12 protein-coding genes and 10 tRNA genes are annotated in these 15,626 nt (G+C 62.6%); 3 read left to right on the top strand and 19 right to left on the bottom strand.

The annotated features are described in order from the left end of the window. Positions 1-59: 59 nt before the first annotated feature. From dnaQ to QMX78_RS14980, 3 genes are read right to left on the bottom strand one after another with little or no spacing between them, the layout of a single operon-like run. Complete coding sequence (dnaQ, locus tag QMX78_RS14990; RefSeq protein ID WP_282270939.1) at positions 60-788, bottom strand: DNA polymerase III subunit epsilon; 729 nt, start codon at positions 786-788, stop codon at positions 60-62. 8 nt (positions 789-796) lie between these two features. Beyond that, entirely contained in the window at positions 797-1,249 is a 453-nt protein-coding gene (gene rnhA / locus QMX78_RS14985) for a ribonuclease HI (protein ID WP_282270937.1), read from the bottom strand. A gap of 15 nt (positions 1,250-1,264) precedes the next feature. Continuing rightward, positions 1,265-1,813 carry a hypothetical protein gene (locus tag QMX78_RS14980; protein WP_282270935.1) on the bottom strand — a complete coding sequence of 183 codons (549 nt, stop codon included), beginning with the start codon at positions 1,811-1,813 and terminating at the stop codon, positions 1,265-1,267. Between the two features lie 116 nt (positions 1,814-1,929). Between QMX78_RS14980 and gloB the strand changes: the two genes are divergently transcribed. Both gloB and QMX78_RS14970 read left to right on the top strand, forming a co-directional pair. Continuing rightward, complete coding sequence (gene gloB, locus QMX78_RS14975) at positions 1,930-2,694, top strand: hydroxyacylglutathione hydrolase (RefSeq protein ID WP_282270933.1); 765 nt, start codon at positions 1,930-1,932, stop codon at positions 2,692-2,694. Further along, a complete protein-coding gene (locus QMX78_RS14970) occupies positions 2,691-3,908 on the top strand; it encodes a lytic transglycosylase domain-containing protein (RefSeq protein ID WP_282270931.1) in 1,218 nt (405 codons plus the stop codon). Before gloB ends, QMX78_RS14970 begins: the two co-directional genes overlap by 4 nt. 569 nt (positions 3,909-4,477) lie before the next feature. Here QMX78_RS14970 and QMX78_RS14965 read toward each other — a convergent pair. From QMX78_RS14965 to QMX78_RS14890, 16 genes are all read right to left on the bottom strand, one after another. Continuing rightward, complete coding sequence (locus QMX78_RS14965; RefSeq protein ID WP_282270929.1) at positions 4,478-6,439, bottom strand: peptidyl-prolyl cis-trans isomerase; 1,962 nt, start codon at positions 6,437-6,439, stop codon at positions 4,478-4,480. Between the two features lie 127 nt (positions 6,440-6,566). Next, positions 6,567-6,643: transfer RNA gene (locus QMX78_RS14960), tRNA-Asp, on the bottom strand. A 62-nt stretch (positions 6,644-6,705) separates the two neighbouring features. Next, positions 6,706-6,782 (bottom strand) — tRNA-Asp (locus QMX78_RS14955). Between the two features lie 83 nt (positions 6,783-6,865). After that, a tRNA-Asp gene (locus QMX78_RS14950) sits at positions 6,866-6,942 on the bottom strand. 31 nt (positions 6,943-6,973) lie between these two features. After that, positions 6,974-7,048 (bottom strand) — tRNA-Val (locus QMX78_RS14945). Between the two features lie 12 nt (positions 7,049-7,060). After that, a complete protein-coding gene (locus QMX78_RS14940) occupies positions 7,061-7,333 on the bottom strand; it encodes an HU family DNA-binding protein (RefSeq protein ID WP_282270927.1) in 273 nt (90 codons plus the stop codon). Between the two features lie 206 nt (positions 7,334-7,539). Next, complete coding sequence (gene lon / locus QMX78_RS14935) at positions 7,540-9,999, bottom strand: endopeptidase La (RefSeq protein ID WP_282270925.1); 2,460 nt, start codon at positions 9,997-9,999, stop codon at positions 7,540-7,542. Between the two features lie 137 nt (positions 10,000-10,136). Next, positions 10,137-11,426 carry an ATP-dependent Clp protease ATP-binding subunit ClpX gene (clpX, locus tag QMX78_RS14930; RefSeq protein ID WP_282270923.1) on the bottom strand — a complete coding sequence of 430 codons (1,290 nt, stop codon included), beginning with the start codon at positions 11,424-11,426 and terminating at the stop codon, positions 10,137-10,139. 127 nt (positions 11,427-11,553) lie between these two features. Beyond that, on the bottom strand, positions 11,554-12,180 hold the full coding sequence (clpP, locus tag QMX78_RS14925; RefSeq protein ID WP_057629317.1) for an ATP-dependent Clp endopeptidase proteolytic subunit ClpP: 627 nt from the start codon (positions 12,178-12,180) through the stop codon (positions 11,554-11,556). Between the two features lie 66 nt (positions 12,181-12,246). Beyond that, positions 12,247-13,542 carry a trigger factor gene (gene tig, locus QMX78_RS14920; protein ID WP_282270920.1) on the bottom strand — a complete coding sequence of 432 codons (1,296 nt, stop codon included), beginning with the start codon at positions 13,540-13,542 and terminating at the stop codon, positions 12,247-12,249. A 175-nt stretch (positions 13,543-13,717) separates the two neighbouring features. Beyond that, positions 13,718-13,802: transfer RNA gene (locus tag QMX78_RS14915), tRNA-Leu, on the bottom strand. A 159-nt stretch (positions 13,803-13,961) separates the two neighbouring features. Continuing rightward, positions 13,962-14,037, bottom strand: a tRNA-Lys gene (locus tag QMX78_RS14910). Positions 14,038-14,149: 112 nt separating this feature from the next. Continuing rightward, positions 14,150-14,225, bottom strand: a tRNA-Lys gene (locus QMX78_RS14905). Between the two features lie 77 nt (positions 14,226-14,302). Then, positions 14,303-14,379, bottom strand: a tRNA-His gene (locus QMX78_RS14900). Positions 14,380-14,414: 35 nt separating this feature from the next. Continuing rightward, positions 14,415-14,491 (bottom strand) — tRNA-Arg (locus QMX78_RS14895). Between the two features lie 44 nt (positions 14,492-14,535). Then, positions 14,536-14,612 (bottom strand) — tRNA-Pro (locus tag QMX78_RS14890). A gap of 140 nt (positions 14,613-14,752) precedes the next feature. On the opposite strand from QMX78_RS14890, the gene QMX78_RS14885 reads away from it, so the two are divergent. Beyond that, positions 14,753-15,514 carry a Bax inhibitor-1/YccA family protein gene (locus QMX78_RS14885; protein ID WP_282270918.1) on the top strand — a complete coding sequence of 254 codons (762 nt, stop codon included), beginning with the start codon at positions 14,753-14,755 and terminating at the stop codon, positions 15,512-15,514. The last annotated feature ends 112 nt before the right edge of the window (positions 15,515-15,626 follow it).

The raw sequence follows: 15,626 nt of genomic DNA, 5'->3' as shown, positions 1-15,626 counted from the left end.
GTCCTGGTCCGCTGCCACTAAGGCAGCGGAACTCCGTTCAAATCAACGACCGGCGTGACTCAGGCCGGCTCGCCAGGCGCGGGCGCGGGCTCGCCGTCCCACCATGCGTGTCCGGCTTTCTTGCGCAGCCTGGCCAGGCGCGCCTCGTGCGCCTCCTGCTCGGAGGCGGTCACCAGTACGCGGGGGCGCGGCAACAGCGCCGACACGTCGAACGTCTGTACAACACCGCCGGCACTGGCCGATTCGGCTTCCGGCTGACCAAAACCAATTTCCTCCTGGCCCGAAGTCAGCGCGATATAGACGTCGGCCAGGATCTGCGCATCGAGCAGGCCGCCATGCAGCGTGCGGTGGGCGTTATCCACGCCCAGGCGCCGGCACAGCGCATCCAGCGAGTTGCGCTGGCCGGGATAGCGCTCGCGCGCCATCGCCAGGGTATCGGTCACCGTCACCCGGCTGGCCAAGCGGCCCTTGCCGGCCAGGCTCATCTCGTTTTCGAGGAAGCCCATGTCGAACGAGGCGTTGTGGATGATCAGCTCGGCACCGTCCACATAGGCCAGGAACTCATCCACCACTTCTTCGAAGCGCGGCTTGTCGGCGAGGAAATCCAGGCTCAGGCCGGTGACTTCGGCGGCGCCGGATTCGAAGTCGCAATCCGGCTTCAGGTAGCGGTGGAAGTTGTTGCCACTGGGGCGCCGCTCAAGCAGCTCCACGCAGCCGATTTCGACCACGCGGTTGCCCTTCTTCCATTCCAGGCCGGTGGTTTCTGTATCAAGGACGATCTGGCGCATCTGCTACCTCAGTTGCTCGCGGCGCCAGCGCGCACGCGGATTGCAGCATCGCGGGCCAACTGGTCCACGCGTTCGTTGTCCGGGTCACCGGAATGACCTTTGACCCAGCGCCAGTCGATCTGATGGCGCTGCGTGGCCTCGTGCAGGCGTTCCCACAGGTCACGGTTCTTGACCGGGTCACCGCCGGCCGTCTTCCAGTTGCGCCGCACCCAGCCCGGCATCCATTCGGTGATGCCCTGGCGCACGTACTGCGAATCGGTGAACAAGGTGATGTTGCAGGGCTCGCTGAGCGTCTCCAGGCCCATGATCGCGGCCATCAACTCCATCCGGTTGTTGGTGGTGTGGGCTTCGCCACCGGCCAGCTCGCGCTCGTGGCCCTTGTAGCGCAACAACGCGCCCCATCCGCCGGGGCCTGGATTGCCGAGGCAGGCGCCGTCGGTATGTACTTCAATTGACTTCATAGTGTTCCGTTGAATTCAGGTCGCCACCGGGTCGCGCCAACTGACGCGACTGGCCTTGATCGGGCCGATATATGCCTCGGTGCGTTTTTCAGCTTCCAGCACGCACAAGGCGCGCAGGGCCGGCAATGCCGTACCCGGGGTGTTGCCTGACTGCGTCCACAGCGGGCCATAGTGCCGCAGCGAGCGACATCGTATGCCTTGCCGCTGCAATAGTGTCCTGCAACGTGTCACCGAAGGTGGCCGTGCGCCCTGCCACTGCCAGTGTGCGCGGTAGGGACTGCAGCGGTTGAGCAGGGTCACCCAGACCCGCCCGCCGGGCATCAGCACCCGCGCGCATTCGGACAACAAGGGCTCCAGCTCCTCTGCCGCCGGGTGCTCGATGACGATGGCCTTGATCGACTCGCTGGGCAGCGGCAACGGCAGGCTGCAGCGCAGATCGCCAGTCCAACCAGGCGTTTGCGGGTTGCGGTGCAGGCGCAGGCCACGGCCCTGCGGCGGGGAATCTGGCTGCCAGCAGGCGTTTGGCGCCAGCCACAGCCATGGCGGCGAGGGAAATCCGCGCATTTGTTCAGACAGCAACCGCTGCTCCCATTCGCGCATCGCCTGTGCCCCGGCTTTCTCAAACCAGGGCGAGACTGCAGCTTGACGGGGGGACTGGGCGGCAGGCATTTTCCAATTCTATGCGACTGATCGCCCTGCCCGCATTTCAGGACAACTACATCTGGGCGCTGCAAACGCCCGATGACCGCACGATTTTCGTCGACCCCGGCCAGGCCGGTCCGGTTTTCGAAGCCGCTGCGCAAGGCATGCAGCCTGCAGGTGTCCTGCTCACCCACCACCACGACGACCATATCGGCGGGGTGGCGGAGTTGCGTGAGCGCTGGCCGCGCTTGCGGGTCATCGCCCCGGTAGATGAACGCATCGCATTGGAATGTGAACGAGTCAGCGAAGGCAACCGGGTAGAATTGTCCGGCTTCGACTTCACCGTGATGGAAGTTCCCGGTCACACCCGAAGCCATATTGCCTACTACGGCCACGACCATTTGTTCAGTGGCGACATGTTGTTCAGCTTGGGCTGTGGACGCATGTTCGAAGGTACGCCGGCCCAGATGTTGGCCTCGCTCCGGCGAATGGCCGCCCTGCCCCCACAGACACTGGTCTGCTGCGGGCACGAATACACGCTGGCCAATGCCGTGTTTGCGCGGCATGTCGACCCCACCAACGCGGCATTGCAGCGCCGCCAACAGGAAGCCTCGGACATGCGCAGCAGTTCCCGTCCTACCGTTCCCGCCATCCTGGCGAGCGAACTGGAATGCAATCCGTTTCTGCGGACTGCCGATACCGCCATCGTTGCAGCGATCGCGGCCCGGCTTGGTCGCGCGCCCACCGACCAGGTGGAAGTCTTCGCCGAATTGCGGCGGTGGAAAGACGGTTTTCGCGCATGAGGCGGCTTTGTCTGCCGTTGGCGCTGGGGATGTTGTTGGGCACGGGCAGCGGTACGCTGGCCGCGCAGACGCTTCCCGTCAGCGCCGGCATGACCCAGAACGTCGCCGCGCTCACTGCATTACCGTTGGACCCGGCCTCGCTGCCGGCCCCGACTACCCGTAACGGACGCGAGATCTTCGCCAACTTCCGTGAGGGCCTGGCCGCACCACAGTGCGATGCCGAAGCCACCAGCCCACGCTGGCGCAAGCAGTTCTCGCACGCCCCTTCGCGACTGGGCAATGTCGAGGACGACGCGCTGCCGCTGTTCGGCTACGTCGTCGACGAGCTGCGCAGTGCCGGCCTACCAACCGAATTCGCGCTTATCCCCTTCGTTGAAAGCGGCTACCGCCCCGGTGCCCGCAACGCCAGCGGCCCGGCCGGGCTGTGGCAGTTCATCGCCACCACCGCGCGCAACCACCGCGTGCCGATGGAGAAGGGCTATGACGGCCGCCTGTCGGCCGTGGACTCCACCCGCGCCGCGGTGCGCTACCTGAAGACCCTGCACGGCATGTTTGCCGGTGACTGGCAGCTGGCGGTGATGGCGTACAACGCCGGTGAGTACCGCATCCTGCAATCGCTGCGTCGTGGCGGCATGAACGCACAGAACGCCACCGCTTCCGAACTGCCGGGCCTGTCGCCGATCACCTACGCCTATGTTGAAAAGCTGCACGCACTGGCCTGCGTGCTGGAACAGGCCGAGAACGAACCCGACCTGATGGCGGCGCTGGACCGGCAGGTGCCGATCCTCAAGGGCCACACCCTGCCCGCCAACACCACCTTGGCGGCCTGGTCGGCACAGAACGCACTGGACCCGGCCCGCATCGCCCGCCTCAACCCCGCCCTGACCAGCTCCCGCTCCGGCACCCGGGTGCTGGCACCGGCTGCGGCCATGGGCAGCGTGGAGAGCGACAACAGCGAGAGCGTGCTGGTAGCTACCCGCGATGCGGCGCCTGCCGCAGCGCCGCCCGTCGCCAGCCGCCGTCCTGCTGCTCCCTCGCGCGCGGTCGCCTCGGCCAGCACTGGCAGCCGCCACACCGTACGCAGCGGCGAATCGGCCTGGACCATCGCCCGCCGCTACGGCATTTCGGTGAAGACCCTGCTCTCGTCCAACAACCTGGATGCCAGCGCGGTGCTGAAGCCGGGCATGGTGCTGCGTTACGACGAGGCGCGCTGAGCCATAGCTGCCACAGCAGAACGAAAGCAGAAGCCCGGCCAATGGCCGGGCTTCTGCGTTTGGTGTTGGGCTTCTGCGTTTGGTGTTGGTTTTTGCGTTTGATGTAGTGCCGAGCCATGCTCGGCAGGGGCCTCACCGCTGACCTACCCGCTTGTGGGAGCGGCATAAGCCGCGAAGCTGGTGATCGTTACGATTGCGCGGATGCAGGCGATTCCATTGCTGCCGGCTTCGCGGCTCATGCCACTCCTGCAAAAGAGCTGGAGATTGCCGGTAAAGCCCCAGCCGAGCATGGCTCGGCACTACCACTGCTGCTGGCTGTATCGGTAATGCCCCTGCCGAGCATGGCTCGGCACTACCAATGCTGCTGGCTGTATTGGTAAAGCCCCTGCCGAGCATGGCTCGGCACTACCACTGCTGCTGGCTGTATCGGTAAAGCCCCTGCCGAGCATGGCTCGGCACTACCAATGCTGCTGGTTGTATCGGTAAAGCCCCTGCCGAGCATGGCTCGGCACTACATGAACAAAAAGCCCGGCTTTCGCCGGGCTTTTTGTTGGGTGCTGCTCAGATGCTTAGAGCTGGGATTCCTGCACCTGCACCTTGTAGCGCTTGCGCATGCCGTCGACGTAGGCCTTGGCTGCGGCGGCGCCGTCGATCTGGCTCAGCTGGTCCTTGAGCATGGCCTGCTGCGGTTCCGGCACTTCGGCCGGGTTGCCCGGGGTCACCTTGGTGACCGCGAACACGGCATAGCGACCCGGCTCCATCTCGACCTTGCCATAGCTCGGCTTGTCGCCGACCGGAGCCGCTGCAGTGAACGCAGCGCGGTTGGCTTCAACGGTCGGCATCGGCGCGGTGCGCGGCAGGCCCGGCATCGGCAGCAGCTGCAGCTGCTCGCTGCCAGCCAATGCCTGCAGGGTCTGGCCAGCGTTCAACTTGGCCAGCAGCGCGTCCGCAGCCTTCTTCGAGGCTTCTTCGGAACGGTGCGCACGTACCGCGGCAATCACCTGCTCACGCGCCTGCGCAAGCGGAATCGCCTGCTCCGGGGTGTGTGCGGTAACGCGGACCATGACCGTGTGGTTCGGAGCCAGTTCGATCGGGTCGCTGACCGTACCGTCTTCCTTCAACGTATCGGAGAACACAGCCTTCAGCACGGCCGGATTGGCAGCGATGCCGCTGGCCGTGGCACGGTTGAACGGGCCCAGGGTCTGCACCGGCAGGCCAACTTCCTTGGCTGCGCCACCCAGCTCGGTCGGGTTCTTGTAGACCAGATCGACCAGGCGACCGCTCAGCTCATTGAATGCCTTCTCGGTATCGGCCTGCAGCTGCTCGGCAGCCAGCTGGTCACGCACCTCCTCGAACGGACGGCCTTCGCCACCCTTGATCTCGCGCAGCTTCAGCACGTGGTAGCCGAACTCGGTCTTGACCGGGCCGACCACATCACCGGCCTTCATCGCGAACAGCGCGTCTTCGAACGGCTTGACCATCACGCCCTTCTCAACCCAGCCCAGGTCGCCACCGGAATCCTTGGAGCCCGGATCTTCCGAGTTGGCCTTGGCCAGCGCGGCGAAATCGGCACCCGGCTGCTTGGCCTCCGCGGCCAGCTTGGCGGCCTTGGCCTCGGCGGCCTTCTCATCGCTGCCCTTGGCAATCAGGATGTGCGAAGCCAGACGCTGGTCGGCGCTGACAAAACGCGCCTTCTCGTCTTCATAGCGCTGACGCAGCGTGGCTTCGTCAGCCGCCGTCGCGGCCGGCATGCTCGCAGCATTGAGCTCGACATACTCGATGGTGACGCTTTCCGGCTGGCGGAAGTCCTTCGGATGCGCCTTGTACCACTGGTCGATCTCGGCGTCCGTGACCGCTGCAGTATCAGGCGCAACGACCGGCAACAATGCGAATTCCACATCACGGGTTTCGCCAAGCAGCTTCAGCAGACGCTCGCTTTCGCCCTTGGTGGTGAAGCCCGATTGGGCCAGTGCCGAAGGAATGATCGACTGTTGCAGGCTCGAGCGCACCAGCTGCTCGAACATCGCCGGCGTACGCGGCGGCATGCTCTGGGCAAGCGCCAGGCGGTACTGGTCCGGATCGAACTTGCCATCCTTCTGGAAGCCTGGAATCGCCGCGATGTAGTCGCGCACGGCCTTGTCGCCGATGACGATATGCGCGTCTTCAGCAGCCAGGCGCACAACCTGCTCGTCGATCAGCTGATCGAGCACGAGGCGCTTGTTCTCGGCGGTTTCAAATTCGCGCGGGTCGAAGTTGTCGCCCTGCTGCTCACGCGCCTGCATGCGTGCCTGCTCAAAACGGGTACGGAAGTCCTCGACGCTGACTTCGTGGTGGTTCCACAGGAACGACATCGGCCACCATGACGGTGCCGAGGTCCACCACGACGGCGGCGCCGACACTTTGGCAACGTTCTGTGCGCCGACGCCACCGAGGTAGCTGTTGTCGATCACAAACAGGAACGGGATCATCAACAGGCCCATGATCACCGTAACGATCCAGCCTGAGGTCTTGTCGCGAAGTTTCTGCAGCATGGGCAAATCGAGGCCTGAGTGGCGAGCCGGGCAGTTTAACCCGCTTCCTGCCCCGCGCCCAACTCGGCCGCTGCCAATAGCGGGGCAAAAAAAAGCCCCCGGCTTGCGCCGAGGGCTTTGAGACATCTGGCGGAGCGGACGGGACTCGAACCCGCGACCTCCGGCGTGACAGGCCAGCATTCTAACCAACTGAACTACCGCTCCACATTTGACTCGACCACCACCGGTTGCCCGGGGCGCGCGCTCCGAAAAGCGACTTGATTAAATGGCGGAGCGGACGGGACTCGAACCCGCGACCTCCGGCGTGACAGGCCAGCATTCTAACCAACTGAACTACCGCTCCACATTTAATTTTTTAGCTTTCCCTCCCTCTTGTGGAGTTTGAGAAAACAAGGCCCCCGATTTTGTCAGGGGCCAATTTGAAACTGGCGGAGCGGACGGGACTCGAACCCGCGACCTCCGGCGTGACAGGCCAGCATTCTAACCAACTGAACTACCGCTCCACACTTTCAAACTGTACTGCAATGCTTAACTTGGTGGGTGCTGAGGGTTTCGAACCCCCGACCCTCTCCGTGTAAGGGAGACGCTCTACCGCTGAGCTAAGCACCCCAGCTGAGCCGCTTAGTTTACAGCGTCTTTCAGAGCTTTACCAGCCTTGAAGGCAGGATTTTTTGCAGCGGCGATTTTGATCTCTTCGCCGGTCTTCGGGTTACGGCCGGTGCGCGCAGCGCGCTCACGAACCTGGAACGTACCGAAGCCCACCAGAGTCACGGCATCACCCTTCTTCAGGGCCTTGGTGATCTCGGCGATGACGGCATCAACCGCACGGCCAGCTTCAGCCTTGGTCAGGTCAGCAGCACCGGCAACGCCATCAATCAATTCGGTCTTGTTCATTCTGTAAAACTCCCTTTGCGGTAATCCGCGGAATTATTGAGTGGCACCCGTACGTCCCCAAGACGCACGACTGCCGAAGAACCTGCAAACACGCCGACAAAAAAACCACTGCCGCGTGAGTCGCACTTTTATACCAGCGCCCCCCTACCCGCGCAAGCTGAAAAGCCTTTAATGACGCGGGTTTTGAGGGGTTTTACGTTCACATTTCAGTGCTTGACGCGGGCGGTGGGAGCTGCCTTTGCCTTGCCGCGAACTGCGACACGCTGCGCACTTTTACCTGCTTTCTTCGGCCTCAGCGGCGTTGCCAATGCGATATCCAGCACTTCGTCGATCCACTTCACCGGCACGATGGTCAGATCGCGGGTGACATTGGCCGGGATATCCACCAGATCCTTGCGGTTCTCTTCGGGGATGACCACGGTGCGGATGCCGCCGCGCAGCGCAGCCAACAGCTTCTCCTTCAGACCACCAATTGCGGTAACGCGACCACGCAGGGTGATCTCACCGGTCATTGCCACTTCGGCCTTGACCGGCACCTTGGTCAGCGTGGATACCAGCGAGGTCACCATCGCGATGCCGGCGCTCGGACCATCCTTCGGCGTCGCGCCATCGGGCACGTGCAGGTGGACATCGTGCTTCTGCAGGAAATCCACGTCGATGCCGAGTGCCTCGGCACGTGCACGCACCACAGACAAGGCAGCCGTGGCCGATTCCTTCATCACGTTGCCAAGCTGGCCGGTGAGCGTGACCGCGCCCTTGCCCGGGATCAGCGTTGACTCGACCTGCAGCAGCTCGCCGCCGACTTCGGTCCAGGCCAGGCCGGTGACCAGGCCGATCTCGTTTTCTTCCTCGGCACGGCCGAAGTCGAAACGCTGCACGCCCAGGTACTTGGCCAGGTTCTTCGCGTCCACCACAACCAACGCCTTCGGCTTCTTGGCCGACTTCTTGGCAGCGGCCTTCTTCACCGGCTGCGGGCCGGCCAGGGCGATTTCCTTCACTACCTTGCGGCAGATCTTGGCGATTTCGCGCTCGAGGTTACGCACACCGGATTCGCGCGTGTAATAACGCACGATGCCGCGGATGGCATCTTCTTCGATCGCCAGCTCTTCCGCCGTCAGGCCATTGGCCTTGAGCTGCTTGCTGAGCAGGTAGCGGGTGGCGATGTTGAGCTTCTCGTCTTCGGTGTAACCCGGGATGCGGATCACTTCCATGCGGTCCAGCAGCGGACCGGGGATATTCAACGAATTGGAGGTCGCCACGAACATCACTTCGCTCAGGTCCAGGTCGACCTCGAGGTAGTGATCGTTGAAGGCGTTGTTCTGTTCCGGGTCCAGCACTTCAAGCAGTGCCGAGGACGGATCGCCGCGGAAGTCCATCGACATCTTGTCGATCTCATCCAGCACGAACAGCGGGTTCTTGCTGCCGACCTTGTTGAGGTTCTGCACGATGCGACCCGGCATCGAACCAACATAGGTACGGCGATGACCACGGATCTCGGCCTCGTCGCGCACGCCACCCAGGCTCATGCGCACGAACTTGCGGTTGGTGGCCTTGGCGATGGACTGACCCAGCGAGGTCTTGCCCACGCCCGGCGGACCGACCAGGCACAGGATCGGGCCCTTCATCTGCTTCACCCGCGCCTGCACTGCAAGGTATTCAAGGATGCGATCCTTGACCTTGTCCAGGCCGTAATGGTCGGCATCCAGCGTGTCCTGCGCGACCTTCAGATCCTTGCGGACCTTGGTGCGCTTCTTCCACGGCACGCCCAGCAGCCATTCCAGATAATTACGCACCACTGCGGCCTCGGCCGACATCGGCGACATCTGCTTGAGCTTGTTGAGCTCGTTCTTGGCCTTGGTCTCGACCGGCTTGGGCATGCCAGCTTCGGCGATCTTGCGCGCCAGTTCCTCCATCTCACCCGGCGCTTCATCCAGGTCACCCAGTTCTTTCTGGATGGCCTTCATCTGCTCGTTGAGGTAGTACTCGCGCTGGCTTTTTTCCATCTGCGATTTGACGCGGCCGCGGATGCGCTTTTCCAGCTGCTGCACGTCGATCTCGCCGTCGACCAGGCCGACCAGCATCTCCAGGCGGTCGCCGACCTGCAGGGTTTCCAGCAGCTTCTGCTTGTCGGCCAGGCGCACGCCGATGTGCGCGGCGATGGTATCGGCCAGGCGCGTTGGTTCTTCGATGCCGGCCAGGGTCTGCAACAGCTCCGGCGGCAGCTTGCGGTTGGTCTTGACGTACTGCTCGAACAGCGACATCAGCGAACGGGCAATCGCCTCGATCTCACGCGGCTCGCGCGATTCGTCCGATTCGATTTCCACGCCATGGCCCTGCAGCGAGCCGTCCTGCTCATGGACCTTGTCCACGGCAACGCGCGACAGGCCTTCGACCAGCACTTTGATGGTGCCGTCGGGCAGTTTCAGCAATTGCAGTACCTGCGCCAGGGTGCCGACCGTGTACAGGTCGGCAGCCACCGGGTCGTCGGTTTCGGCCGACTTCTGCGCAAGCAGCAGGATGCGCTTGTCGGCCTCCATCGCGCGCTCCAGCGCCTGCATGGACTTGTCGCGGCCCACGAACAGGGGGATGACCATGTGCGGGAACACCACCACGTCGCGTAGCGGCAGGACCGGCAGGTCGAGGACTTCGAGTTGGGACTGGGCCATGGGGGCTCCGAGATTCGGTGGAGGCTAAATAAAAAAGCCGATGGCCCCGTTATGGGGCCATCGGCGAGGTGTTGCAAGAGCTGTCGAAAGCTGAACGTGAGCGGCGCAACCGCCTATTCACTTCAGTTCGCCCGGGTTCACTCGCCAGAGGCGGTTTTGACCGGTTCCGGCGGCGCCTGGTAGACGATGTACGGCTCGGATTTGTTCTCGATGACCGACTCGTCCACGACCACCTTGCTGACGTTTTCCTGCGAGGGCAGCTCGTACATGGTGTCCAGCAGTACCGACTCGACGATGGTACGCAGGCCACGGGCGCCGGTCTTGCGCTTCAGCGCCTTCTTGGCGATGGCCGACAGCGCATCGGGGCGGAACTCCAGCTCCACGTTCTCCATCTCGAACAGCTTCTTGAACTGCTTGGTGATGGCGTTCTTGGGCTCGGTCAGGATCTGGATCAGGGCCGCTTCGTCCAGCTCTTCCAGGGTCGCGACCACCGGCAGGCGGCCAACGAACTCCGGGATCAGGCCGAACTTGATCAGGTCTTCCGGCTCGACTTCAGCCAGCACCTTGCCCACTTCCTGCTTGCGCTCGGCACTCTTCACCTTGGCACCAAAACCAATGCTGCTGGTATCGGTGGAACGGGCCTGGATCACCTTGTCCAGGCCAGCGAACGCGCCGCCGCAGATGAACAGGATGTTCTTGGTGTCGACCTGCAGGAATTCCTGCTGCGGGTGCTTGCGGCCACCCTGCGGCGGAACGCTGGCCACGGTGCCTTCGATCAGCTTCAGCAGGGCCTGCTGTACGCCTTCGCCGGACACATCGCGGGTGATCGACGGGTTCTCGCTCTTGCGCGAGATCTTGTCGATTTCATCGATGTAGACGATGCCCTGCTGTGCCTTCTCGACGTCGTAGTCGCACTTCTGCAGCAGCTTCTGGATGATGTTTTCCACGTCCTCGCCCACATAACCGGCTTCGGTCAGGGTGGTCGCATCGGCCATGGTGAACGGCACGTTGAGCAGGCGCGCCAGCGTTTCGGCCAGCAGCGTCTTACCCGAGCCGGTCGGGCCGACCAGCAGGATGTTGGATTTGGACAGCTCGACGTCGTCGCTCTTGGAACGGCTCTCAATGCGCTTGTAGTGGTTGTATACCGCAACCGCCAGCGTGCGCTTGGCGCGGTTCTGGCCAATCACGTACTGGTCGAGCACCTCGAGGATCTCGCGCGGCTTGGGCAGCGAACTGCGCGCCGACTGCGCCTTTTCCTCAAGTTCCTCACGGATGATGTCGTTGCACAGCTCCACGCATTCATCACAGATGAATACGCTCGGGCCTGCGATCAGCTTACGAACTTCGTGCTGACTCTTGCCGCAGAACGAGCAGTACAGAATCTTGCCACTGCTGTCCCCGGTACGACCTTGCCGGTCTTCGCTCATGCTTCGCTTACCCAGTTGCTTCCCCCTCTGAACAGGGGGTTCAATTTCGAGAATAGCACAGGGCCGGAGGGACACCAGTCCGATTCCGACCCTGCAAATTAGGCCGATTTTCTGGCCGTTCAACGCATCAGGAGGCCTGGATGCTCTCTTCCGGACGGCGCTCCAGCACCTGGTCCACCAGGCCGTACGCCGCAGCTTCGGCCGCGCTCTTGAAGTTGTCACGCTCGGTATCGCGGGCGATGGTCTCCAGGTCCTGGCCGGTGTGCTTGGCCAGCACTTCGTTCAGGCGCGAACGCAGGGTCAGGATTTCACGGGCGTGGATGTCGATGTCCGTGGCCTGGCCCTGGTAGCCGCCGAGCGGCTGGTGGATCATCACGCGCGAGTTCGGCAGCGCGAAACGCTTGCCCGGCGCACCGGCAGCCAGCAGCAGCGCGCCCATCGAGGCGGCCTGGCCGATGCAGGTGGTGCTCACGTCCGGCTTGATGTACTGCATGGTGTCATAGATCGCCATGCCAGCCGTGACCACGCCGCCCGGCGAGTTGATATAGATGCTGATTTCCTTCTCCGGGTTTTCCGATTCAAGGAACAGCAGCTGCGCGACCACAACGTTCGCCATATGGTCGTCGATCGGACCGACCAGGAAAATCAGGCGCTCTTTGAGCAGGCGCGAATAGATATCGTAGGCGCGCTCGCCGCGGCTGGTCTGTTCGACCACCATCGGAACCATGTTCAGAGCTTTGGTTCGGTTGTCCATTACGTGAGGCACCTATTTTGGGAGGGAACTCCCCGCGCCGTGGCGCGGGGATGAAACACCGTCAGCTTACTGGCGGATGGCTTCCTGGAACGTCAAGGCCTGCTCGGTGTGCTGGGCACGCTCGGCGATCCAGTCGATGACCTGCTCTTCCATCACACGGTTCTGCAGACCCGACATAAGCTGGGGATCATTGCGGTACATCTCAATGACCTGCTCCGGCTCTTCGTAGGTCGAAGCGATCAGGCGCATGGTTTCGTTCAGGCGCTTCGGGTCCAGGCGCAGCTCGTTCTTGCGGGCCACTTCGCCGACCAGCAGGCCGACCAGCACGCGCTTGGAAGCGGCATCCTTGAAGCCTTCGTGGGCATCGGCCGGCACTTCGCCCGGGTTGCCGCCCTGGCGACGGATGGCATCGATCTGCTGGGCCAGCATCGAGCGGGCTTCACCCTCGACCAGGCGCGGCGGCAGCTCGACCGAGGAATAAGCAGCAATCAGCTGCTCACCCACTTCGCGACGCAGACGGTTCATCAGCGCACCCTTGAGCTCGCGCTCCAGGTTGGAACGGATGTCGGCGCGGAACTGCTCCACGTCGCCGTTCTTCACGCCGAAGCTCTTGATGAAGGCGGTGTCGACTTCCGGCATGTCCTGCTCGGACACTTCAACGGCCTTGACGGTGACCTGCACGGTCTTGCCCGCCAGTGCCGGCACGCGCCAGTCAGCCGGGAACTCGACGTCCAGGGTCTTTTCTTCACCCTTGGCCAGGCCGACCAGGCCCTTTTCGATCTGCTCGAACATCATGCCCTGGCCGATGATGATGGTGCCCTTCTCGACACCCTCAGCCGGCAGACGCTCGTCGCCAGCCTGCGACCAGGTTTCCAGGCCGACCAGATCGCCTTCCTGGGCGCCACGTGCAACCGGCTTCCAGGTGCGGCGCTGGGCGCGCAGGTTCTCGATCATCTGGTCGATGTCGGCATCGCTGATTTCGGCGGTGTGGCGCACGACGGTCAGCTTGGTGACGTCGACGTCGCCGAAGTCCGGGATCAGCTCAACGGTGGCAACGAAGTCGAACTCGCCTTCGCCAGCCTTGTCGATGCGCGGGTTACCGGCAATGCGCAGCTCGTGCTGGCGCAGGGCGGCGTCAAAGGTCTCGCGCAGCAGGCCGTCCAGCGCCTCGGCGCGCACCTGCGGGCCAAAACGCTGTTCGATCACCTTGGCCGGCACCTTGCCCGGACGGAAACCCTTGATGCGCGCGGTGCGCGCGATTTCGCCCAGACGGCCGCTGATATGCCCCTGCAGACGCTCTTCCGGCAGCGAGAAGCTCAGGCGGCGTTCCAGATTGCCGGTGGATTCGATCGAAGCTTGCATGTTGACTCCTGCCACCGGCGGCAACCGCGCCGGTTCGATGTGATGGATGAAACGGTTGTAGGGCGCGGTTATGCACCGCAGCCCTTTAGTTTGGCCGATATCGCCCGTGGCCGCCAGCGGGCAGACCCATACAGGTTGTCAAAAAGGCCCGCAGCGGGCAGAGAACACCACTGTCTGGTGCGAAAGGGGGGACTCGAACCCCCACGCCTTGCGGCACTGGAACCTAAATCCAGGGCGTCTACCAATTCCGCCACTTTCGCAATACTGACTCAGCGCAGCATTGTTGCAGGAGCGCCAGCAAAGCGGAAGCCAGCCCCGCCTGCGCATCGATCAAACGATGAGCGCCCCAACAATGCCAAGACGGCATGCCGCCCTGGCTAAGAAAAAAGCCGCCAGATTTCTCCAGCGGCTTCTTGATTTGGTGGGCTGTCAAGGATTCGAACCTTGGACCTATTGATTAAGAGTCAACTGCTCTACCAACTGAGCTAACAGCCCCGAAACTTCGAGGTGAATTCTACACTACAAGCGTGTTTCATGCACCCGCCCAAAACACCGGGCTTACATAAAAAGAGAAAGCCGCTGGATCGCTCCAACGGCTTTCTTGATTTGGTGGGCTGTCAAGGATTCGAACCTTGGACCTATTGATTAAGAGTCAACTGCTCTACCAACTGAGCTAACAGCCCTGAAAATCAGGAGGCGAATAATGCCCCAATCTGACTTTTATTGCAAGCCCGGATTTTACTCCGAAGCCCTGAAACAGTGGGGTGGCTGAGGGGATTCGAACCCCCGACCACCGGAATCACAATCCGGTACTCTAACCAACTGAGCTACAGCCACCACTGAAACCTTACTTACCTACCGCTTGCACCTGATGGCGCGCCCGACAGGAATCGAACCTGTAACCGCCGGCTTAGAAGGCCGGTGCTCTATCCAGTTGAGCTACGGGCGCTCTGACCGGATTGTCGCACTCCAACACGCGCTTGGTGCGTTGGATGGTCGGGGTAGAGGGATTCGAACCCCCGACATCCTGCTCCCAAAGCAGGCGCGCTACCAGACTGCGCTATACCCCGGCGGTGAATCTCTCCGATGCCCCGGAAAGGTCGGCTATTGTGGGAAGAACACGCCTATCTGTCAACGGTAAATTTCATTTAATTTGAATTGGGTATGCTTGCGTCCACTTCCCGCCCACTTCATAGCAACGGAGCATTGCATGCGCAGCGGCAACCCTGCCCTTTCCGATACCACCTTCCTCGACCTTGGCAGCGGCAGCGTAGTGTCGCGCGGCGCCGATGCGATGAGCATCAATGGCACCGTCAACAAGACCGGCATCCTGTTGCTGCTGGCCGCGTTGACCGCTGCGTTCGCATGGAATGGCACCCTCAGTGACAGCGGCGAACTGCTGCCGGCGGCAAAGTTCTATATGTGGGGCGGCCTGATCGTCGGCTTCATCCTGTCGCTGGTGACCATCTTCAAGAAGACCTGGGCACCGGTCAGCGCGCCGCTGTATGCGTTGGCGGAAGGCCTGTTCCTGGGTTCGATCTCGGCCATCTACGAAGCGCGCTTCAACGGCATCGTGTTCCAGGCGGTGATCCTCACGTTCGGCACCTTGTTCGCACTGCTGTTCGCCTACCGCAGCGGCCTGATCAAGGCCACCGAGAACTTCAAGCTGGGCGTGGTCGCGGCCACCGGCGGCATCGCCCTGGTGTACCTAGCAACGATCGTACTGGGCCTGTTCAACATCAACATCCCCTTCATCCACGAGTCCGGCCTGATCGGCATCGGCTTCAGCCTGTTCGTGGTGGTGATCGCCGCACTGAACCTGGTGCTGGATTTCGACTTCATCGAGAGCGGCGTTGAAGCCGGCGCACCGAAGTACATGGAGTGGTACGGCGCGTTCGGCCTGATGGTCACCCTGGTGTGGCTGTACATCGAGTTCCTGCGCCTGCTGTCGAAGCTGCAGTCGCGCAACTGAGGTTGCTGCAGGTTGTTTGCAAAGGGCGCCCATTGGGCGCCCTTTGCTGTTTGTAGTGCCGAGCCATGCTCGGCAATGGCATTACCGATAAGGCATCTGCCGAGCATGGCTC

The sequence above is a fragment of the Stenotrophomonas sp. PS02298 genome (assembly GCF_029959445.1).
Classification (GTDB): Bacteria; Pseudomonadota; Gammaproteobacteria; order Xanthomonadales; family Xanthomonadaceae; genus Stenotrophomonas.
The sequence above is the reverse complement of the archived record's forward strand: the minus strand, read 5'-3'. Positions and strand labels throughout refer to the sequence as shown.